At 70.6% G+C, this 20,493-nt stretch carries 21 protein-coding genes and 1 other RNA gene; 6 read left to right on the top strand and 16 right to left on the bottom strand.

Annotation, left to right across the window (positions count from 1 at the left end):
* Window positions 1-52: 52 nt before the first annotated feature.
* The 3 genes from AMK26_RS00355 to AMK26_RS00345 all read right to left on the bottom strand — a co-directional run bounded on the left by AMK26_RS00355 (window position 53) and on the right by AMK26_RS00345 (window position 2,113).
* Window positions 53-868 (bottom strand): anti-sigma factor family protein, encoded by an 816-nt coding sequence (locus AMK26_RS00355; protein WP_073750568.1) that lies wholly within the window; start codon window positions 866-868, stop codon window positions 53-55.
* Window positions 865-1,458, bottom strand: coding sequence for a sigma-70 family RNA polymerase sigma factor (locus AMK26_RS00350; protein ID WP_073750566.1), 594 nt, complete (start codon window positions 1,456-1,458; stop codon window positions 865-867). Before AMK26_RS00350 ends, AMK26_RS00355 begins: the two co-directional genes overlap by 4 nt.
* Window positions 1,459-1,567: 109 nt before the next feature.
* On the bottom strand, window positions 1,568-2,113 hold the full coding sequence (locus tag AMK26_RS00345; protein WP_073750564.1) for a CGNR zinc finger domain-containing protein: 546 nt from the start codon (window positions 2,111-2,113) through the stop codon (window positions 1,568-1,570).
* Window positions 2,114-2,234: 121 nt separating this feature from the next.
* Here AMK26_RS00345 and AMK26_RS00340 point away from each other — a divergent pair, with 121 nt between their 5' ends.
* Together AMK26_RS00340 and AMK26_RS38500 are read left to right on the top strand one after the other, a co-directional pair.
* Window positions 2,235-2,453 (top strand): type II toxin-antitoxin system VapB family antitoxin, encoded by a 219-nt coding sequence (locus tag AMK26_RS00340; RefSeq protein ID WP_073750562.1) that lies wholly within the window; start codon window positions 2,235-2,237, stop codon window positions 2,451-2,453.
* A gap of 13 nt (window positions 2,454-2,466) precedes the next feature.
* Window positions 2,467-2,646, top strand: a complete 180-nt coding sequence (locus AMK26_RS38500; protein WP_338015558.1) for a hypothetical protein — start codon at window positions 2,467-2,469, stop codon at window positions 2,644-2,646.
* Between the two features lie 228 nt (window positions 2,647-2,874).
* Here the strand turns inward: AMK26_RS38500 and AMK26_RS00330 are convergent, their stop codons facing one another.
* From AMK26_RS00330 to AMK26_RS00300, 7 genes are all read right to left on the bottom strand, one after another.
* Window positions 2,875-4,023, bottom strand: a complete 1,149-nt coding sequence (locus AMK26_RS00330) for a uroporphyrinogen-III synthase (protein WP_073750560.1) — start codon at window positions 4,021-4,023, stop codon at window positions 2,875-2,877.
* A 74-nt stretch (window positions 4,024-4,097) separates the two neighbouring features.
* On the bottom strand, window positions 4,098-5,429 hold the full coding sequence (locus AMK26_RS00325; RefSeq protein WP_073750558.1) for an MFS transporter: 1,332 nt from the start codon (window positions 5,427-5,429) through the stop codon (window positions 4,098-4,100).
* Window positions 5,430-5,566: 137 nt separating this feature from the next.
* Window positions 5,567-6,460: a chitosanase gene (locus tag AMK26_RS00320; protein WP_443333131.1), complete on the bottom strand. Its 894-nt coding sequence runs from the start codon at window positions 6,458-6,460 to the stop codon at window positions 5,567-5,569.
* Entirely contained in the window at window positions 6,457-7,674 is a 1,218-nt protein-coding gene (locus AMK26_RS00315) for an acyltransferase family protein (RefSeq protein WP_073752895.1), read from the bottom strand. The genes AMK26_RS00320 and AMK26_RS00315 overlap by 4 nt, the downstream gene beginning before the upstream one ends.
* A 401-nt stretch (window positions 7,675-8,075) precedes the next feature.
* Complete coding sequence (locus tag AMK26_RS00310) at window positions 8,076-10,262, bottom strand: bifunctional polysaccharide deacetylase/glycosyltransferase family 2 protein (protein WP_241837756.1); 2,187 nt, start codon at window positions 10,260-10,262, stop codon at window positions 8,076-8,078.
* Window positions 10,263-11,372: a hypothetical protein gene (locus tag AMK26_RS00305; RefSeq protein ID WP_073750556.1), complete on the bottom strand. Its 1,110-nt coding sequence runs from the start codon at window positions 11,370-11,372 to the stop codon at window positions 10,263-10,265.
* 222 nt (window positions 11,373-11,594) lie between these two features.
* Window positions 11,595-12,560 (bottom strand): LysR family transcriptional regulator, encoded by a 966-nt coding sequence (locus tag AMK26_RS00300; protein WP_079277384.1) that lies wholly within the window; start codon window positions 12,558-12,560, stop codon window positions 11,595-11,597.
* 83 nt (window positions 12,561-12,643) lie between these two features.
* Between AMK26_RS00300 and AMK26_RS00295 the strand changes: the two genes are divergently transcribed.
* The 3 genes from AMK26_RS00295 (at window position 12,644) to AMK26_RS00285 (ending at window position 14,578) form a co-directional block, all read left to right on the top strand.
* The gene (locus tag AMK26_RS00295; RefSeq protein ID WP_073750552.1) at window positions 12,644-13,933 is read left to right on the top strand and encodes an MFS transporter; all 1,290 of its coding nucleotides are present in this window, start codon (window positions 12,644-12,646) and stop codon (window positions 13,931-13,933) included.
* Between the two features lie 115 nt (window positions 13,934-14,048).
* Window positions 14,049-14,324, top strand: coding sequence for a type II toxin-antitoxin system Phd/YefM family antitoxin (locus AMK26_RS00290; RefSeq protein ID WP_073750550.1), 276 nt, complete (start codon window positions 14,049-14,051; stop codon window positions 14,322-14,324).
* Complete coding sequence (locus AMK26_RS00285) at window positions 14,321-14,578, top strand: Txe/YoeB family addiction module toxin (protein ID WP_073750548.1); 258 nt, start codon at window positions 14,321-14,323, stop codon at window positions 14,576-14,578. Before AMK26_RS00290 ends, AMK26_RS00285 begins: the two co-directional genes overlap by 4 nt.
* Window positions 14,579-14,726: 148 nt before the next feature.
* Here AMK26_RS00285 and ssrA read toward each other — a convergent pair.
* The 5 genes from ssrA to ftsE all read right to left on the bottom strand — a co-directional run bounded on the left by ssrA (window position 14,727) and on the right by ftsE (window position 18,664).
* Window positions 14,727-15,097: a transfer-messenger RNA gene (ssrA, locus tag AMK26_RS00280) on the bottom strand.
* 157 nt (window positions 15,098-15,254) lie between these two features.
* Window positions 15,255-15,740, bottom strand: coding sequence for an SsrA-binding protein SmpB (smpB, locus tag AMK26_RS00275; protein ID WP_073750546.1), 486 nt, complete (start codon window positions 15,738-15,740; stop codon window positions 15,255-15,257).
* Window positions 15,741-15,758: 18 nt separating this feature from the next.
* Window positions 15,759-16,943: a S41 family peptidase gene (locus AMK26_RS00270; RefSeq protein WP_073752891.1), complete on the bottom strand. Its 1,185-nt coding sequence runs from the start codon at window positions 16,941-16,943 to the stop codon at window positions 15,759-15,761.
* Window positions 16,944-17,010: 67 nt separating this feature from the next.
* Window positions 17,011-17,931 (bottom strand): permease-like cell division protein FtsX, encoded by a 921-nt coding sequence (gene ftsX / locus AMK26_RS00265; protein WP_073750544.1) that lies wholly within the window; start codon window positions 17,929-17,931, stop codon window positions 17,011-17,013.
* 43 nt (window positions 17,932-17,974) lie between these two features.
* Window positions 17,975-18,664, bottom strand: coding sequence for a cell division ATP-binding protein FtsE (gene ftsE / locus AMK26_RS00260; RefSeq protein WP_064072157.1), 690 nt, complete (start codon window positions 18,662-18,664; stop codon window positions 17,975-17,977).
* 279 nt (window positions 18,665-18,943) lie between these two features.
* On the opposite strand from ftsE, the gene AMK26_RS00255 reads away from it, so the two are divergent.
* Window positions 18,944-19,135 carry a hypothetical protein gene (locus AMK26_RS00255; RefSeq protein WP_073750542.1) on the top strand — a complete coding sequence of 64 codons (192 nt, stop codon included), beginning with the start codon at window positions 18,944-18,946 and terminating at the stop codon, window positions 19,133-19,135.
* Window positions 19,136-19,253: 118 nt separating this feature from the next.
* Here the strand turns inward: AMK26_RS00255 and AMK26_RS37535 are convergent, their stop codons facing one another.
* Window positions 19,254-20,321 carry a hypothetical protein gene (locus tag AMK26_RS37535; protein WP_241837755.1) on the bottom strand — a complete coding sequence of 356 codons (1,068 nt, stop codon included), beginning with the start codon at window positions 20,319-20,321 and terminating at the stop codon, window positions 19,254-19,256.
* Window positions 20,322-20,493: the final 172 nt, after the last annotated feature.

Below are 20,493 nucleotides of genomic sequence, written 5' to 3'. Positions count from 1 at the left end.
CCTTCTGACGTGCTGGGCAGCCGTCGAGCGTACGCCACGGGAGGGGGGTATGTCAGGCGGTGGTCGCGTCGACCTCCACCAGGCGCTGTCCGTCGAACGTCCGGACCTCGAAGTGGTCGATGTCGTTCCGGTCCATGGCGGCGCCCCCGTGGACGTACAGCGGGTTCTTGCCGACCTCGTGCGTGCTGCCCGGGATGCCGTATCCCCACTTCGGGACGGCCCAGGACGTGACGACCTCCTCCTCACCGGTCTTGGAGACGGCGATCAGGTTGCACTTGAGCGGGCCCTTGACGTTCTTGAGCTCCAGGACCGTGTGGGTGCCCCAGGCCTTCTTCTCCATGCCGACGGTGGCGCTGACCTTGGTGGACGCGTCGGTGTGCTGGACCTTCTCGTCCATGTGGTGGAAGAAGGCGTCCTCGGCGGGGCTGGTCGGGTGCGGGTCGACCGCCTGGTTGGTCCGGTTGGTCTCCTCGCCGGAGGTGGCGACGAACGCGGCCGTGGGACCGCCGATGATCAGCGCGGCAGCCGCCGCGACCAGGAAACGGCTGCGGCGGCGGCGCTGGGCCCGTTTGGCGGCCACCTCGTCGACGAGGCGGTCGAGCATGGGCGCCGGTGGGGCGCCGCGGGCGCCGGGCCGGTCCGGCACCGGGAGGACGACGGGCTGGGCGGCCGGGCCGGGGGCCTCGGCGAGCATGGCCAGCATCGGTTCCATCCCGGAGAACTCCTCCAGGTGGTGGGCGCACAGGTCGCAGCCCGCCAGATGCGCCTCGAAGGCGGTGGCTTCGGCGTCGTCCAGAATGCCGAGCACGTACGCGCCGACGGCGTCGTGCACCGACTCGTTCCCCTGTGGAGCGTGGTGCGACGTCATGCCGAGATCCCCCTCTCCTCCAGCGCGAGCTTCATCGAACGCAGTGCGTAGAACACCCGGGACCGGACGGTCCCGCTGGGTATGCCGAGGATCTCGGCAGCCTCGTTGACCGTACGCCCCCTGAAATAGGTCTCGACCAAGACTTCCCGGTGAGCCGGGGTCAAATCGTCGAGCGCATCAGAGAGCGTCATCAGCCACAACGCCTTGTCGATCTCGTCCTCCGCGGGCATGACCTCGAGCGGCGACGGATCGACCTCCTGCGGCCGGGCCTGCCGGCTGCGGTGGCCGTCGATGACGATACGCCGGGCGACCGTCACCAGCCAGGGTCGGACAGAGCCGGTCGCCCGATTGAGCTGACCGGCGTTCTTCCAGGCACGGATGAGCGTCTCCTGTACGACGTCCTCGGCGCGCTGGCGGTCGCCGGCGACGAGGCGCAGTACATAGGCGAGCAGGGGCCCGGCGTGTTCACGGTAGAGGGCCCGCATCAACTCTTCGTCCGGGACGTCGGGTTGGGTGCGGGCGGGCACCGCTCGATGCCGGGCGCGATGCGTCCCCCGACGGTCATCGGCCACGGCGGCATCCTTGCGCACCTGGAACCTCCCGGTCGAGACCTTGATCTGACTCGTTGTCCCCCATCACTACGGAGGCGGGAGCCGATCGACTCAACGCGGGGAGATTTTTTCTCAGGAAGTTGCGGAACTAGCCGTGCGTACGCGCCCGGTGGCGGGCCACACGCTCCCGGTTGCCGCACATCTCGCTGGAGCACCAGCGGCGCCGGCGCCCCCGCGAGGTGTCCAGGTACACACGCCGGCAGCGCTCGCCCTCGCACTGGCGCAACTGGGCGCGGGTGGCCGGGTCGGTGAGCAGCTCGACGGCGTCGCGGGCGACGACCGCGAGGAGGGCGCCGCAGCCGGGCGGGGCGGCCAAGGCCCGTACGAGGCGGCCTTCTTCGCCCGGGACGGCGCGGGGCGCGGGTGGCGGGGCGGCGGCGAGGGCGTTGAGGTGGTCGAGGCGGGGGCCGGCGTACCGGCCGTGGCCGGCCAGTTCGTCCCGCACCAACCCGTCGATGTCCCCGGCGAGTTCGGCGAACCGTTCCACCCAGTGCCCGTCCACCGCGTCGAGAGGTGTGCCCGCCGGTACGAGCCCGGCGGTGTGGAGCCACTGTGCGAGCCGTCCGGCGTCGGACGGCGGCTCGGCCATCAGGTCCAGGCAGAGCCGCCCGGAGTGGAACCGCCATGCCACCATGCGCCCCAGAGTGCCCGCCCGGGGCGGCGACCGGAACCCCGCCTGCCCGGTCGGCGGCAATGCGGCTTTGTATGCGACATGGGCCACCATCGTATGTGACCCACGTCCCCAAGGAGGCCGGATGTCCGCGACACAGATCGACATCGATGACGAGGCTCTGGCGGAGGCCATGCGTCTGTCCGGGGCGCGGACCAAGAAGGAGACGGTGAATCTCGCCTTGCGCGAGTACGCCGAGCGCCGCCGCCGGACCGAGGCCAGGCTGCGGTACTTCAAGGCCGCTCAGGAGTGGGACGAGGAGGCCTTCTGGCGGCAGCACGCGGCGGAGAAGGGCGCTGCCTGACATGCTGCGCTACTTGGTCGACTCGACCGCCGTCCGGCGGCTCCAGCGCGACCCCGCCCTCGGCGACGCGTGGGGACACGAAACCGACGAGGGCAGCATCGGTTCTTGTCGCCCGCAGCGCACGGAGTTCCGCCGCTCGGCACGGAACCTCGACGAGTACGACGCGATGACGGACATGTTCGGCGCTCTCTAACCGGACGTGCCCGTCCCCAAGGGCGCATGGCAGTGGATCGAGACGGCGCAGTACCGCCTCGCCCAGCGAGGCCGGCACCAGAGCCTGTCCGTCGTCGACTGGCTTGTCTGCGCTACAGCGGCTCACCACGGCCTCGTCGTCTCCACGACGACAAGGACCTCCCCGCCGCGGCGAGTCCGCTGACCGACGTTATGGAGCACAACGTCCACCGCGTGCCGCGATGACCCCCTACGCGTCCGCGTACTTGGCGTCCGCGCCCGGGTCCAGGGCCAGGCGGTAGCCGCGCTTGACGACCGTCTGAATCAGTTTGGGCGCGCCCAGGGCCGAGCGGAGGCGGGCCATCGCGGTCTCCACGGCGTGCTCGTCGCGGCCGGCGCCCGGCAGGGCGCGCAGCAGGTCGGCGCGGGAGACGACCCAGCCGGGGCGGCGGGCCAGCGAGTGGAGCAGGGACATGCCGGCCGGCGGCACGGGGCGCAGGTCGCCGTCGACCAGGACCGCGTGGCCCCGGATCTCGATGCGGCGCCCGGCGACGGGGAGGGTGCGGGCCCGCCCGGGCAGCTCCTGGCACAGCAGCTGCACCAGGGGGCCGAGCCGGAAGCGGGCCGGCTGGACGGTGTCGATGCCGTGCGCCTGGAGCGGCAGGGCGGTGACCGGCCCGACGCAGGCGGCCAGCACGTCGTGGCGCAGCGCGTCGAGCAGCTCGGGCAGCAGGCCCCGGTCCTCGGCGCGGGCCAGCATCGACGCGCCAGCCGGGGCGCTGGTGAAGGTCACCGCGTCCAGCGACCGGGAGACGGTCGCGTCGATGAGCCGGTCCAGGGGCGCGAGGTCCTCGGGCGGCATCCACCGGTAGACCGGGACGACCACGACGTCGGCGCCCGCGTCGCGCAGCGCCTCGACGAACCCGGGCAGCGGCTCGCCGTGCAGCTGGAGCGCGATGCGGCGGCCGGTGACGTCCTGGCCGAGGAGCCGGTCCAGTACCTCCGCCATGGAGTCCGAGGCGGGCGACCACTCCTCGGTCAGCCCGGCCGCCCGTACCGCGCCCTTGACCTTGGGGCCCCGGGCGAGGACCTGCGCCCCGCGCAAACGGTCGAGCAGGTCCTCCCCGTACCCCCAGCCGTCGGCCGCCTCCAGCCAGCCCCGGAAGCCGATCGCGGTGGTGGCGACCACGATGTCCGGGGCCTGGCCGATGAGGGCCTTGGTGGCGTCGAGGAGCTCGGCGTCGTCGGCGAGTGGCACGATCCGCAGCGCCGGGGCGTGCTGGACGGCCGCGCCGCGGCGTTCCAGCAGCGCGCCCAGCTCGTCCGCGCGGCGGGCCGCGGTGACGCCGACGGTGAACCCGGCCAGCGGGCCGTGGGAACCATGCTCGTGCTCGTGCATGACACCAGAGACTGGCAAGGATCCGTGACGGTCTCGGTTCACTGGTATTTCCCCCCCGTTACGACCGTGGGCGTTCACACCTCGGAGTAGCTGAGCTGCCGCTTGGCGGGGACCTCCACCGGGCGGCGAAGGTATACCGCCCAGGTGACGGTCACGCACGCACCGTAGAAGAGGAGGAAGGCGACGAAGGCGGAGGTGCCGGTGCCGGCGGTCTGGAAGGACTGCCGGAAGGCCAGGTTGATGCCGAGCCCGCCGATCGCGCCGATCGCCCCGATCAGTCCGATCGCGGCGCCGGACAGCCGCCGTCCGTACGCGTCGGCCTGCTCGCCCTCCAGTCCCGAGGCGTGCGCCTTGGCCTGGAAGATGGCGGGGATCATCTTGAACGTGGAGCCGTTGCCGAGCCCGCTGAGGATGAACAGGGAGATGAAGCCGACGAGGAAGACGGCGAGCGACTCGATGACGGACGCGTAGACGACCACGCCGGTCGCGGCGGCCATGGAGACGAAGGTCCACAGGGTGATGCGGGCGCCGCCGTGCCTGTCGGCGAGGGAGCCGCCGAACGGCCGGATCAGCGAGCCGAGCAGCGGGCCGATGAAGGTGAGGGACGCGGCCTGGAGCGGCGTACGCCCGAACTGGGTCTGCAGGACCAGGCCGAAGGCGAAGCTGTAGCCGATGAACGAGCCGAAGGTGCCGATGTAGAGGAACGCCATGATCCAGGTGTGGGCGTCCTTGACGGCCTCCTTGACGGCGCCGGTGTCGTTCTTCACGGGCGCCAGGTTGTCCATGTGGAGCGCGGCGCACACGGCGGCGATCACGATCAGCGGGATGTAGATGCCGAGGACGATCCGCGGCTGGGCGGCCCCTGCCGTACCGATGATGAGCAGGCCGACCAGCTGGACGACGGGGACGCCGATGTTGCCGCCGCCCGCGTTGAGGCCGAGGGCCCAGCCCTTCTTGTGGAGCGGGAAGAAGGCGTTGATGTTCGTCATCGAGGAGGCGAAGTTGCCGCCGCCCACGCCGGTGAGCGCGGCGACCAGCAGGAAGGTGCTGTACGACGTGCCCGGCTCCATGACGGCGTACGCGGCGCCCGTGGGCAGCAGGAGCAGCAGCGCGCTGAAGATCGTCCAGTTGCGGCCGCCGAAGCGGGCGACGGCGAAGGTGTACGGGACCCGGATCATGGCGCCGACCAGCGTCGCCACGGCGATCAGGGCGAACTTGCCGGCCGGGTCGATGCCGTACTGCGGGCCCATGAACAGGACCATCACGGACCACAGCGACCAGATGGAGAACCCGATGTGCTCGGAGAAGACGGAGAAGAGCAGATTCCGCTTGGCGATCTTCTCCCCCTTCTCCCGCCAGAAGGTCTCGTCCTCAGGGTCCCACTGCTCGATCCACCGGCCGCTCATCGCGTACCTCCACTGCTGCTGTCAGCTCCTGAATCCCGTCAGGACCGACGCTAGGGAGGATGCGTTTCAGCCCGGTCATATGACGTGACCGGGCTGAAACCTTGCTCTCACGTGCCGTCTGAGACGACGGTGAGGCTTTACGACACGCGGAACGTCTGCCCGTACATCTGCCAGACCAGGGGCGTCTTCAGGGTGAGGTTGCCGTCGCGCAGGAAGGCGCGCTGGGTGGTGTCGATGCGGCTGGTGTCCTGGTCGGGGTTCGCCTCCAGCATCACCTTGCGGCATTCGTCGAGGAACGCGTCGAGGTACGCCTTCTCCTTGCCGCCCTCGGCCTTGGTCTTGTGGGCGGCCCGGACCCGCTCGCGGATCTCGTAGAAGCCGTTCTTGTCGATGCCGGGGCCGTGGAAGACCATCGCGTCGTAGTAGATGAACTGGCCGAGCGTGCCCAGGCCGTCCAGCTTGGCGAGGTCGACGGCCGACGTGAAGTACATCGTGTCCCGGACCCTGTCCTGGGCCTTGCGGAAGGCGGGCTTCTCGCTCTCCTCCCGCCACGCTTCCATGAAGCCAGCGCCCAGGCCCTCGTGCGAGTCCGTGCCGTTGACCGCGCGCAGCGCGGTTACGTACTCGGCCAGGCCGTTGTCCGGGTGCTCCTTGGTGTACGACTCGACCAGGACCAGCATGTCCTTGGTGCCGGAGCAGAAGCCGATCACGCCACCGCAGTAGCCGTCGCCGTCGTCGCTGTCCGCGATGTGGCCGTACAGCGTGCGCCAGTCCTTCGTGGAGTTCATGGCGGAGCCGAGGATCTGGTGGGCCAGCTCCTTCTTGTCCGGGGCCGCGAGGCCGGGCGGCATCTTGGCGAGCAGGTCCTCGGCCGACTCCAGCTCCTCCTCCGCCCGCTTGGCGGCGCCCTGGCTCTCCGACTGACCGGCCGCCTGCTGATCCGCCGGCTTCGGGGTGGGGGTGGCGACGAAGATGGTGAGGACGAGGAGGGGGGCGACCGCGAGCAGCAGCCACCTGGCACGCAGCATCATGCGACAAGGCCCTTCTTGTTCCGCGTGGTCGCGTTGTTCCGCGTGGTCGCGCCGGACGGCCACAGCCTCGGCCGCCGCTTGGCGGCCACGTCCTCCAGCCAGCCGAACATCAGAATGCAGTAGGCGATCAACGACCAGCTGAAGATCAGGGTCGGCCATGGGCTGTTCATCAGCCACGGCAGGTCGCGCCACATCACTTCCAGGGACCACAGCCGGTTCCACATCGTCACGGCGATGGCGATGCAGACGTTGTGCCAGAGGTAGATGGTCACGGCACGCGAGTTGAGCAGCGTGATGGCGCCGTCGAAGCGCTCCAGCAGGCGCGGCCACTCGGACCACGACGGGCTGAAGTGCAGCAGCAGGAGGACGAACCCGAAGCCCCAGAAGGCGGAGGCGAACGGCATGTTCCCCAGCTGGTTCTCGGCGCTCAGCCCGTGATCGACGGCCCACCAGATGCCGAAGCCCATGATGAACGGCGCGATGGACGGGATCACGTAGTTGGGCAGGCGCTTCAGGACGCCCTCCTGGTGCGCCATGCCGAGGATCCAGCAGGCGCCGAACTCGCCGATGCCGTACAGGATCGGGGCGATCTCCTCGGCGGCCTGGAGGTAGCCGAAATTCAGCGCGGCCATCAGCACGAGCGGCGCGGCGATCGTCACCCACGGCTGCTTGCGCAGGGCCGCCAGGAAGAGCGGCGACAGCAGGACGAACCAGAGGTAGGCGCGGATGTACCACAGGGGGCCGGCGAAGGGCTCGGCCCAGGTCCCGGGCAGGATGCCGGGGACACCGGCCAGCTCGGCGGCGTTGGGCGGGTCGCTGAGCGGCAGGACCCAGAACAGCAGCTCCAGCCACCAGGTGAGGGTGTCCTCCCCCTCCGCCGGGCCCCAGCCCTGCACCAGCATGCCGGTCACGCCGACGGCACCGGCGGCCCACAGCGGGGGCAGCAGGCGCCGGACCCGGCTCTTGATGACCTGGCCGGGCGGGCGCTTGAGGGAGCGCGCCATCAGGTTGCCCGCGAGGGCGAACATGACGCCCATCGACGGGAAGACCAGCGGGAGCCACATCCAGCCGGTCAGGTGGTAGAGCACCACTCGGAAGAGGGCGAGCGCCCGCAGCAGGTCGAAGTACCGGTCGCGGCCGGGCCTCTTCGGCGCGGCTTCGGCGGCTTCGGCGGCTTCGGCGGCTTCGGCGGCGGGGGCGGGCTCGGGCTCCACCCGAGGGACGGTGCCGGGCGCGGTGAGGGTCGCGGAGGCCGACGGGTGAGCGGCCTCGTAGGCCGGCTGCTGGGGCGCCGTCCAGGTCTGGCCGCCGGGTTGCGCGTAGGGCTGCCCGTAGGGCTGGGTGAAGGGGTCCGGTTCCACGGAAGGGAAGCCGGGTTCCTGTTCGTACGACGGGTACGTCTGCGGCGCCCGCTCCGTCGTGGCGGACGCGAACGGATCCGGTTCCGAGGCGAAGTGCGCGTGCGGCGGGGTGTGGTGCGTCGTTCCGAAGGGCGCGAAGTGGTCCGCCTCCGGTGCGGTCGGCGGGTACGGCTGCGTCGCGTCGTCCGCCCCGGACCGCTCGTGCGGCCAGGCCTCGTAACGGTCGTCGTAGGACCCGCCCGTGTAATTGCCCGTCATCCGACCGCGCTCCGATCGTCACTGTGGGAGGCACGCTGCGTGGGAATGGAGCCGGGTGCCTCCACGACCCCGGTACGGCGCAGTTTCTGCCAGCGCAAGCGGCCGCCGGTGAGAGCGGTGATCCAGGACTGGAGCAGCACGACGTACATCAGCTGCCGGTAGAGGATCTGCTGGAGCGGCAGGGAGATGAGGTGGGTCATCTTCTCCTTGTCGAGCCGGAAGGCGTACGCCGCGCACACCGCTTGCACCAGGAGGACGCCCAGCCACGCCAGGATCGTCTTCTGGGTGGGGCCGAAGATCAGGCCGTACAGCAGGAAGACGTCGATGAGCGGCGCGAGCAGCGGTGTGATCACCATGAAGAGGGAGACCAGCGGCAGGCCGACGCGGCCGAAGCGGCCGGAGGGGCCGCGGTCGAACACGGCGCCGCGGTGCTTCCAGATGGCCTGCATGGTGCCGTAGCTCCAGCGGTAGCGCTGGGACCACAGCTGCTGGACTGACTCGGGGGCCTCGGTCCAGGCGCGGGCGTTCTCCGCGTACACGACGCGCCAGCCGTCGCGGTGGATGGCCATGGTGATGTCGGTGTCCTCGGCGAGGGTGTCCTCGCTCATGCCGCCCACCCGCTCCAGAGCGGTACGGCGGAAGGCGCCGACCGCACCCGGGATGGTGGGCATGCAGCGCAGCACGTCGTACATGCGGCGGTCGAGGTTGAAGCCCATCACGTACTCGATGTGCTGCCAGGCGCCGATGAGGGTGTCGCGGTTGCCGACCTTGGCGTTGCCGGCGACCGCGCCGACGCGCTGGTCGCCGAAGGGCTGCACCAGCTGGCGGACGGTGGACGGCTCGAAGACCGTGTCGCCGTCCATCATCACGATGATGTCGTGGCTGGCGTGCGCGATGCCGTTGTTGAGGGCGGCGGGCTTCCCGGAGTTCTCCTGGCGGACGACGCGTACGTTGGGCAGCCACATCCGCTCGACGATGTCGGCGGTGCCGTCCGAGGACCCGTCGTCGATGACGATGACCTCGACCGGATGGTCACTCGCCATCAGCGAGCGGACCGTGTTCTCGATGCACTCCTTCTCGTTGTACGCCGGGACCAGCACGGTGACCGGTTCGGTGACGGGAGGGCCCCAGCGGAAGCGGCGGCGGCGGACCTTGCGGGCGTGCGCGAAGGCGAGGACGAGCATCAGGCCGAAGCGTCCGATGACGAGGACGCCGACGATCGCGAGGCCGCCCACCAGGACGCCGGTGATGTTCTCGGAGATGCCGACGGCGTAGACGAACGCCTTGCCCTTCCACAGCTCCATGCCGCTGACCTCGGTGTGCGCGCTGGGCGCTCCGAGGGCCTCGGTGAGCGTGGTGAACTCGTAGCCCTTCGCCTTCTGCTGCGGCAGGAAGCGGGCGAGTGCGGCGACCGTCTGCTCGCGGTTGCCGCCGGAGTCGTGCATGAGGACGATCGCGCCCTTGCCGGGCTTCGGCGTGGCGTTCTTGACGATCTTGTCGACGCCCTGCCGTCGCCAGTCGTGGCTGTCGGTGTCGTTGAACGCCGCGATGTAGCCGCGGCTGCCGGCGTACTTGATCAGGTCCCAGTTCTTGTTGTCCAAGTGCCAGACGAAGTTCGAGTACGGCGCGCGGAAGAGGGAGGAGCGGACTCCCGACGCGCCCGCGAGCGCCATCTGGTTCTGGGACAGCTCCCAGTCGATGCGCTCCTGCGACTGGAGGGACAGGTCGGGGTGGTTGAAGGTGTGCAGGCCCACCTCGTGGCCCTCGTTCACCATCCGCTCGACCAGGTCGGGGTGGCGGGCGGTCATGGCGCCGGTGACGAAGAAGACCGCGCGGGCGTCGTGCTCCTTCAGCTGGTCGAGGACCTTGGGCGTCCAGACCGGGTCCGGGCCGTCGTCGAAGGTCAGAACGATCTTGTCGTTCGGGACGTTCAGACTGACGGGCTTCTCCGGGTCGCGGGCGTCGATGACCGGGCCGCCCTTGTGCATGGCCGGGGGCACTTGGTCGCGGTCTTCGAGGAGCCGGATGCGGTGATCGGGCTGGATCTCGTTGTGCACATAGCCGCGCAGCATCAGCATCGCGAAGAGTGCGACCAGGAAGACCGAGGGCAGCAGATAGCGCATGGGCAGCCTGCGCCGGACGGCGCGCATCTTCTTGGCGCGCCGTCTGCCTGAGGTTGTCATTTACTGTGCGCCTTCCGCGGCCATGGGCTGACCGCCGCTTTCTTCGACCGGCGGGTCGGTGGGTTCTTCCGTGGGAGTCGTCGGCGTGTCCGTGGGGTCCGGGTTCGCCGTCTGAGGCGGGGTGACGGGCGGCGGCTGACGGGTGGCGCCGTCGTCGGTGGGCCGGGACACGGTGGGCCTGTTGCCGGGCTTTTCGTCGTCCGGGCCGCCGCCGGTTTCACGGCTGGGCGTGACGTCCGGCGCCGAGGACTCGCCGGGGCGGGGGGTGGCGGACACGCCCTGCGAGGCGCCGTCGGCGGGCTGCGGGATGACCGCGCCCGTGGAGTCGGTGGGCGCCGGGGAGTCGGGGACGTCCCCGCCGGTGTCGTCCCTGGGCGCCTCGCTGGTGCTCGGCACGGGCTCGACCCGGGTGGTCTCGGTCTTCTTCTCGTCGGCGGGGCCGGGTATGAGCAGCCAGGGCGCGGCGGAGTTGCCGCCGATCACCGCGACGACGAGCGTGATGGCGTACACCGCGCACGCGGTCGCCAGCACCCAGCCGAGCTTGCGGAGCTTCTTGCTGCGGCGGCCGCTCTCGTCGACGAACACCGGCCCGTCGGACGGCTCCTGCTCCGTCGGCGCGGACGCGGGTACGGACGCCGGTCCCGGGACGGTCGCGGCCACGGTGGGGGTGGCGGTGGCGGTCACGGCCGGGAGCTGGGCGGTCTGGAACTCCGGGCCACCGGGCTCCAGGCCGAGGCTGTCGGCCCGGTAGGCGATGGTCTCGTCCTCATGGCCGAGGCCGAAGTCGCCGGGCTGGTGTCCGAACCCGTCACCGGCCGCGTGCCCCGAACCGTCGGCGCGGTAGCCCAGCTCGTCGGCCGCGTGCCCGGAACCGTCGGTGCGATAGCCGGAGCCATCGGCGGCGTAGCCCGGCCCGTCGGCCGCGTAGCCGGAACCGCCGGTCCGGTAGCCCGGGTCGTGGGGTTCGAGGCCGTCGGCGTGGTAGCCGTGCGGGTCGGCCTGGTATCCAGGCGTACCGGCCTGGTGTCCATGGCCGTCGGGCTGGAGTCCGGCACCGTCACCCCGACGCCCAAAGGCGTCGAACGCGTCGAACGCGCTCAGGCTGTCCACTTGGACGGTGCTGTCGAGTGGCTCATTCTGGTGCCCATCTCGGGCACCTTCTCGCCAATTGTCCACTTTGTACGCACATCCCCCACTGAATGGACCAAGGGTGCGCACACGGAACATCTGGGTACTCGCGCCGGACCGGGCCCCCACCCTGCCGGAGCGCCCCCACCACACTGCACCCGGACCATGAATGTAGCGCACGCCTGTGACAGAGGGGCTTACAGTTCATTGATTCGTGCACATGTGCAACAAATCACCCTCCGGAAGCCAGGCCCCGGTCGGCCGCTCCAGCCACCCCTCCTCCCCGGCGAAGGCGGCCGCCGCCGCACGCAGCGCGTCGAGCCCCGGGTGCTTCAGCCCCTTGCGCCACACCAGCGACACCGGTGACAGCGGTACGGGGTCGACCAGTGGCCGGAGCACGCTCCCGGGCACGGCCGGAAAGTCAACGGCGACCAGGACAGGCGTACGGGTTTTGGCCATGACCCGGCGGAACTCCTCGAACCCGATCGCCACCGGCGCCGGCGGGGCGACCTTGATCCCGCGCCCCGCGAAGAGCCGCTCAGCCAGGTCGGTCCACTCCCTGGTGCCGGGGTTGCCGGCACCCGCGTACACGGACTCGCCGGCGAGCGCGGCCAGTTCCACCTCCGGCCGGCCGGCCAGCGGGTGATCGGGCGGCAGCAGCACGGCCATCGGCTCGTACCGTACGGGCTGCGCCGCCAGCCGGGCGCGTACGGCGGACGGCAGGCCGGCGAACCGCCCGAAGGACACGTCGAGCCGTCCGGCGACGATCTTGGTGGCCGCGCCGGTCAGCCCGCTCTCGTAGCGGGCCATCAGCTCGCACTGAGGGGCCAGTTCGCGGGCCCGTGCCAGCACCCGCCCGCTGATCATGCCGTCCGTGTTGAGGTCCACCAGCAGCGGCCGCGCCTCGTCGGCGAAGGCGGCGCCCAGCTCGTCGTACGCCGCCAGCACGCCGTTCGCGTACGGCAGCAGCCGCTCGCCGTCCACCGTGAGCGCCACCTGCCGGGTGGTACGGGTGAACAGCTCGGCGCCCAACTCCCGCTCCAAGCGCCGGATGTCGCGGCTGAGCGCCTGCTGGGCGACGTACAGCCGGGCGGCGGCGCGGGTGAAGTGCAGCTCGTCGGCGACGGCCACGAAGGCGCGCAGCAGCCGGGGTTCGATGTCATGGGCCACGCGCCGAATTTACAACGAGGGTGCGTCAATGGGGTCTCACCAGGTGTTGGACCGGCAGCGCCCCGCGAGGCGAGGCTGAGCGCATGCCGCGAACGACGAACCCTCCGCTGCTCGCCCTCACCCCCGAGTCCCTGGTCCTGACCCCGCGCTACCAGGAGCAGCGAGCCACGAAGCCCGCCCGCAAGCCGCCCGGAGCCCTCGCCTCCTACCGCCGCCTGTTCGCGACGCCGGGCGCCCGGGCCTTCACCGCCGGGAACCTGATAGCCCGCCTCCCCATGGGCATGTTCAGCGTGAGCGCGGTCATCATGATCGCCGGCGCGTACGGTTCCTACGCCCTCGCCGGCGCCGTCACCGCCACCGGGCTCGCCGCCACCGCGCTGGTGGCACCGTTCACCGCACGGCTGGTGGACCGGTACGGGCAGGCGCCCGTCGCCGTGCCCGCCACCGTGGTGGCCGTCCTCGGGTCGCTGGCCCTGCTGCTGTGCGTACACCACCACGCGCCCGCGTGGACCCTGTTCGCCGCGTACGCCGCGACCGCGACGACACCCAACACCGGCGGTATGTCCCGCGCCCGGTGGGCGCACCTGCACCGGGACGACCCGACAGCCGTCCACACCGCGAACGCCTTCGAGCAGGCCGCCGACGAGCTGTGCTTCATGCTGGGCCCGGTGCTCGCCGCGTTCCTGTGCGCCGCCCTGTTCCCGGAGGCCGGCACCCTGACCGGTGCGGTCCTGCTGCTCACCGGGGTGCTGGTGTTCGCGGCACAGCGCGCGACCGAGCCCCCCGTCTCGCCCCGCACCGGCCGGGCGCGCACACCGCTGCGTACGCCCGGTATGCCTGCCCTGCTGGCGGTGTTCCTGGCGACGGGCGCGGTCTTCGGGTCGATGGAGGTCGTCACGCTCGCCTTCGTGGACGGCCCGGCGGCCGGCGCGGTGCTGGCGCTCCAGGCGGCCGGTTCGTGCGTGGCGGGCCTGGTGTACGGCTCGGTGCGGCCGGCCCGCCACGTGGGGCGCCGGCTGCCGGCCTGCCTCGCCGCGATGACCGCCCTGATGTCGCTGCCGCTGCTCGCGGCGACCGGCACCGGTTCGCTGCTCGCGCTGTCGGGCGCGCTGCTGCTGGCGGGGATGGCGACCGCGCCGACCATGGTGACGGGCATGACGCTGGTCCAGCGCCTGACGCCGACGGCGCAGCTCAACGAGGGCATGACGCTCGCCGTCACCGCCCTGCTCGGCGGTATAGCGGTGGGCTCCGCGTCCGGCGGCTGGACGGTCGAGCACGCCGGCGCCCCCGCCGGGTACGCCGTGCCGATCGCGGCAGCCGCACTCGCCCTGGCCCTGGCGGTCCTGGGCACAGCGAAGGCCCGGCTGTCATGACGACACGCGGCCCCGCCCCCATGGGGTGATGGGTCTGAGGCGGGCCAGTCGTACGACTTTCCGGTACGAGTGCGGTACCGTAGACCCGTACTATCGAGACAGGAGTTTGACCGCCATGTCCATAAGCGCCAGCGAAGCCAGGGCCACGCTGTTCCCGCTCATCGAGCGCGTCAACAACGATCACACCCCCGTGCGGATCAGCTCCAAGAGCGGCGACGCCGTCCTCATGTCCGCCGACGACTACGATTCGTGGCAGGAGACCGTCTACCTGCTGCGTTCCCCCGAGAACGCCAAGCGCCTGATGGAGGCCGTCGCCCGGGACCGCGCGAGCGCGCCCACGATCGCCACGACCATGGATGAACTGAGGGAGATGGCCGGGGGCGAGGAGTGAGGAGCGTTCACTTCGACCCCGACGGCTGGGAGGACTTCCTGTTCTGGCTCGCCTCGGACCGGAAGATGGCGCGACGGATCACTCGCCTGATCGGCGAGATCCAGCGCGACCCGTTCACCGGCATCGGCAAGCCCGAAGCCCTGAAGGGCGGCCTGTCGGGCTACTGGTCCCGGCGCATCGACGACGAGCACCGGCTCGTGTACCGGGCGGACGAGAAGGAAGTGAAGATCCTCAAGGCCCGGTATCACTACTGAGCTACCGGTGACCGCGGGCGAGCAGGGTTGCCCGCCGCACTGGGCACGCAGCTCAGTCCCGTTTGACCCGCCGTGCTGCCACGACATGACAAAGCCCCCTGCCCTGGCGAAGTTTTCGCAGGTCAGAGGGTCTTTGCCCACATGGGATGAGTGGAGATGGCGGGAATCGAACCCGCGTCCAACGGTGCAGAATCAGGGCTTCTCCGTGTGCAGTCCGCTGCGATTTTCTCGGCCCCGGAGATCACGCGGACAAGTCTCCGACGGGCTCAGTCACTGTTTGGTTTCCCTCTGCACCCCGTGACCGGGTCTAGAGGTTTAGTTCCCTAGCTGATGCCAGGATCCGGGTCGGGAACAGCCCCGGGCTGACACTTCGCAAGCTCGCTACTTAGGCAGCGAGGGCGAAGGAATCGCGCTTGGTGTTGGCGATTATTTTTTGCGACATATGGTTTACGAGATCATTGCCGCTTCCTCGACACGCTTCCCCTGCTTCGACATCCGCTGTCGAAACCGATCATCCCCATGTTGATTTTTCAAACCCTGCCCCCGAGGGGGCGCGCCCCCGCTGTGAGGGGCAGGTGCCATCGTACGTGACCAACGCCGGACGGTGCCAGCCTATTCCGGGGCGACCGGCGGTTCCGGAGCTGCGGGCGGTTGTCGGGGCGGCGGGCCGAGCCGGTCAGGCCCGCTCGCGGCGCTTGACCGCCGAGATCACCCGCTCCGCCTCACGGCGGTCCTGCTTCTCCCGCAGCGTCTGGCGCTTGTCGTACTCCTTCTTGCCCTTCGCCAGCGCGATCTCGACCTTCGCCCGGCCGTCCTTGAAGTACAGCGACAGGGGCACGATGGTGTGACCCGTCTCCTGGGACTTCGACTCCAGCTTGTCGATCTCGTACCGGTGCATCAGCAGCTTCCGCTTGCGGCGGGCACTGTGGTTGGTCCACGTCCCCTGCGCGTACTCCGGTACGTGCACGTTGTGCAGCCAGGCTTCGTTGCCGTCGATCTGGACGAACCCGTCCACCAGCGAGGCCCGCCCCTGGCGCAGCGACTTCACCTCGGTGCCGGTCAGCACCAGCCCGCACTCGTAGGTGTCGATGATGGTGTAGTCGTGCCGCGCCTTCTTGTTCTGCGCGATCAGTTTGCGCCCTGTGTTCTTTTCCTTGGCCATAGTGCCCCCATTTTCGCACTACGAGCCGCCCCCGAGGCCACTCAATACCGTGCGGGCCCGCTCCTCGGCGCGGTCGGTGGCCACCAGGTCCGGCGTGATGCCGCGGCCGTCGACGCCGTGCCCGGCGGGCGTGCGGTAGTGGCCGACGGTCAGCTCGGCGACCGATCCGTCGGGCAGCCGGCTCGGCATCTGGACCGACCCCTTCCCGAAGGTCCGGCTACCGACGGTGACCGCCCGGCCACGGTCCTTCAGGGCCCCCGCGAGCAGCTCGGCCGCGCTCATGGTGCCGCCGTCGACCAGTGCCACCAGGGGCCTGCCGGTGTCGCCGCCCGGCTGGGCGTACAGCGCCTGTTCCCTGCCGTGTACGTCGTACGTGGCGACGAGGCCGCCGTCCAGGAACGCGGAGGCCGCCGTGACGGCCTCGGTGACCAGGCCGCCGCTGTTGCCCCGCAGGTCCAGCAGGACACCCGCGCCCTTGGGGGCCTTGCGCACGGCGTCCCTGATCCGCTGCCCCGTGCCCTTGGTGAACGCCGCGACCCTGATCCTCACGGCGCCGTCGTCCAGCCGCTGCACGGTCACGTCCTCGGTGGCGAGCCTGGCCCGCCGCAGCGTCTCGCTCCACGCGCGCGTGCCGCGCTGCACCCCGACGGAGACGACCGAGCCGGGCGGTGCGCCGTCCCCCCGCAGCAGGGCGACGACCTCGGCGGCGGGGCGGCCGTCCACGCGGCGGCCGTCGACCGTGCGGATCCGGTCCCCGGCCTTCAGGCCCGCCCGGTCCGCCGGGCCGCCGGGCTGGACGCGGTCCACCTCGATACGCCCGTCGGCGGCGCGGCGGGCGGACAGGCCGACACCCGTGTACCGCCCGTCCAGGGCCTGCTCGAACTCCTCGTACGCGCGCTGGTCGTAGACGGCGCCCCAGCGGTCGCCGCTGCGGCTGACGACCTCCTGGGCCGCCTTGGCGCCGGACTTGCCGTCCGCCATGGCCTCGGCCGCCGCGCGGGCCAGCTCCCGCCGGTCGACCTCGCCGCGCCCGGCACCGGCGCCGGGGGCGGCCCGGGAGACGGGCCGCTCGGGCGGGTCCTCCTCCTGGGGAAGGCAGTTGGTCACCGCGGCGGCGGCGAGGACGGAGGCGAAGACCAATGTCAGGGCCGCCCCGCGGCCGCGAGCGCCGCGGGGCCGGGTACAGAACTCGGGGCCCAGCATGGCGACCACTCTAGGACAAGCGAAAGGCGCCGTACGGTTGTTGACCGTACGGCGCCAGGGGCGATCGTCACACCTTCAGGTACTTGCGCAGCGCGATGGCAGCCGCAAGGGAGGGCATCAACAGGCCGATGACGACGACGAGCGGCAGCACCGTTATCACCGCGTCCCAGCCGATGAAGTTGACCAGCGGCATGCTCTGGGCGAGGTTGAGCCCCGCGTCGATCATGAAGTACCGGCCGACCAGCAGCATCACGCAGGCCACGACGCCGCCCAGCAGGCCCGCGACGGCGGCCTCCATGATGAACGGCATCTGGATGTAGAAGCTCGACGCGCCGACCAGCCGCATGATGCCGGTCTCCCGGCGCCGGCTGAACGCCGAGACGCGCACCGTGTTGACGATCAGCATCAGTGCGATGACGAGCATCAACGCCATGACGCACAGGGCGGCGACGTTCATGCCCCGCATCATCTGGAACAGGTTCTCCAGCGTCTGGCGCTGGTCCTGTACGGAGTGCACACCGGCCCGCCCCGCGAACGCGGTCGCCACGACCTTGTACTTCTCCGGGTCCTTCAGCTTGACCCGGTACGACTCCTGCATCTGGTCCGGCGTGATGATGCTGGCGATGGCGGTGTCGCCGTACTGCTCCTTGTAGTGCTTGTACGCCTCGTCCGCCGTCTCGTGGTGGACCTTCTCCACGATGTTGTCCAGCTTCTTGAGGTCGGCCTCGATCTCCTTCTTCTGCTGGGCGGTGACCGCGCCCTTGTTGCACGTTCCGCCTGCCGCGGCGTCGTTCTTGTTGCAGAGGTAGATCGTGACGTTGACCTTGTCGTACCAGAAGTCCTTCATCACGCTGACCTGCTCGCGCATGAGCAGCGCACCGCCGAAGAGGGCGAGTGACAGAGCCACGGAGACGATGACGGCGAAGGTCATCGTGAGATTGCGACGGAGGCCGACACCGATCTCCGACAGTACGAACTGGGCGCGCATCGCGTGCGTTCAGCCTTTCCTTGCTGCGGGGTGCTGCTGGTGCTCAGTGCTGGTAGCCGTAGACGCCGCGCGCCTGGTCGCGTACGAGACGGCCCTTCTCCAGCTCGATGACCCGCTTGCGCATCTGGTCGACGATGTTCTGGTCGTGCGTCGCCATGATGACGGTGGTACCGGTGCGGTTGATCCGGTCCAGCAGCTTCATGATGCCCACGGAGGTCTGCGGGTCCAGGTTGCCGGTCGGCTCGTCGGCGATCAGCAGCATCGGCCGGTTGACGAACGCGCGCGCGATGGCGACCCGCTGCTGCTCACCGCCGGACAGCTCGCCCGGCATCCGGTCCTCCTTGCCGCCGAGGCCGACGAGGTCGAGGACCTGGGGGACGGCCTTGCGGATCTCGCCGCGCGGCTTGCCGATGACCTCCTGCGCGAACGCCACGTTCTGCGCGACGGTCTTGTTGGGCAGCAGGCGGAAGTCCTGGAAGACGGTTCCGAGCTGGCGCCGCATGTGCGGCACCTTCCAGTTGGACAGCCGGGCGAGGTCCTTGCCCAGAACGTGCACCGTGCCGTGGCTGGCGCGCTCCTCGCGCAGGACCAGCCGCAGGAAGGTGGACTTTCCGGAGCCGGAGGACCCCACCAGGAAGACGAACTCGCCCTTTTCGATCTCGAGGGAGACGTCCCTCAGCGCGGGGCGGTTCTGCTTCGGGTAGGTCTTGGAGACGTTGTCGAATCGGATCACGGGTGCACCACGGTCGGCCGGGAGTAGGTGTGCGTGACCATACGCGACTGGGGATGCCGCGTGCAGTCGGCGTTCTGCCTTGCGCCTTTTGTCCGGGTGAGGTACAAGCCCGGACCGGGGGAATCCGGCGGGGCGCGCCTAAACTCTCCGGAGCTGGCACAGTGGTAGGGGGAACGGATGCGTTTCCCTGAGCGTTGTGCGGAGAGAACTGTGTGCACAGTCCGCGTCACGGTGCACGGTCCGCGTCTGCGGCTCCGCCGCGCGGGAGGAGGAGAGCGCATGACCTACGACCGACTGGTGTGCGCCAACTGCGCGGCGCCCGTCAGCGAGGGCCGGTGCCCCGTCTGCCGGGCGAACCGGGAGCGCCTCGAGCAGGAGGGCCCCTTCGGTGGACTGAGCCCGGTGGCCCTGCTGGCGCTCCTGGTCATTCTGGTTGCGGCGGTGGTCCTGCTGGCCCACCAGACCGCGTAAGGATTCACTGTACGTCGCTGTACATCGCTGTACGTCGCTGTACGGCGCTGTACGCACGGAAGGGCCCGGGCGGGGCCATGGTCGGCCCGCCCGGGCCCTTCCGTCGCTCTACGGCCCTTTAGGCGACCGTACGGCCACCGCCCACGAGGCGCGGCAGCATACGGAAGCCGATGCCGCCGGCGATCATCGTCGCGGCACCGATGAGCAGGAACGAGGTCTCGGCGGCGCCGGTCTCGGCGAGCTCCTCCTTGGCCTTGCCCTGCTCGACCGGCTTGGAGCCGGCGGAGTCGGTGTCGGTGTTGTCGGCGCACTCGGCACCGTCGAGGTCGACGGTGCAGGTGCCGGCGTCGTCGCCGCCGGTCACGGAGCCGCCGGTGGCGGTGCCGCCCTGGTCCCCGGTGCCGCCGTTGTTGCCGGTACCGCCGTTGTTGCCGGTGCCGCCGTTGTTGCCGGTACCGCCGTTGTTGCCGGTACCGCCGTTGTTGCCGGTACCGCCGTTGTTGCCGGTACCGCCGTTGTTGCCGGTACCGCCGTGGTCGCCCGTACCGCCCTGGTCGCCCGTGCCACCCTGGTCACCGGTACCGCCCTGGTCGCCCGTGCCACCCTGGTCACCGGTACCGCCCTGGTCGCCCGTGCCACCCTGGTCACCGGTACCGCCCTGGTCGCCGGTGCCACCCTGGTCGCCGGTGCCACCCTGGTCGCCGGTACCGCCCTGGTCGCCGGTACCGCCCTGGTCGCCCGTGCCACCCTGGTCGCCCGTGCCACCCTGGTCGCCCGTGCCACCCTGGTCGCCCGTGCCGCCCTGGTCGCCCGTGCCGCCCTGGTCGCCCGTGCCACCCTGGTCGCCCGTGCCACCCTGGTCGCCCGTGCCACCCTGGTCGCCCGTGCCACCCTGGTCGCCCGTGCCACCCTGGTCGCCGGTACCGCCCTGGTCACCGGTACCGCCCTGGTCACCCGTGCCACCCTGGTCGGCGCCGCCGTCGACACCGCCCGGGTCACCATCGTTGCCGATGCCGAGACCGGCCTCCAGGCCGTTCTCGTCCGCTTCGGCGCGTACGCCGATGCCGGCGACGTTGACGTCTATGCCGACCGCCGAGGCGGCGCCCGCCGCGGTCAGGGACGCTCCGGCCGCGATCACCGCACCGGCTGCGATCCGCGCTACGCGGACCCGCGTCTTCTTGGTCATCTGCGTGCTACCCCCAGTAGCTGATTCGTCAGTGGAGCAGCGCTCGGGGCAGCGGACGCTGGGGGTCCTGTTCAGCTGCCCCCGATCACACGCGCCCCAGTCATGCGCATGCCGCGCGTCAGCTTTCCCAGTTTTCGTACAAGCGTCAAGGCGGTTGCGCGTGCGATGCCCG

Source organism: Streptomyces sp. CB03234, assembly GCF_001905885.1.
In the GTDB taxonomy this organism is placed as follows: domain Bacteria; phylum Actinomycetota; class Actinomycetes; order Streptomycetales; family Streptomycetaceae; genus Streptomyces.
This window is presented reverse-complemented; position numbering and strand designations above follow the sequence as displayed.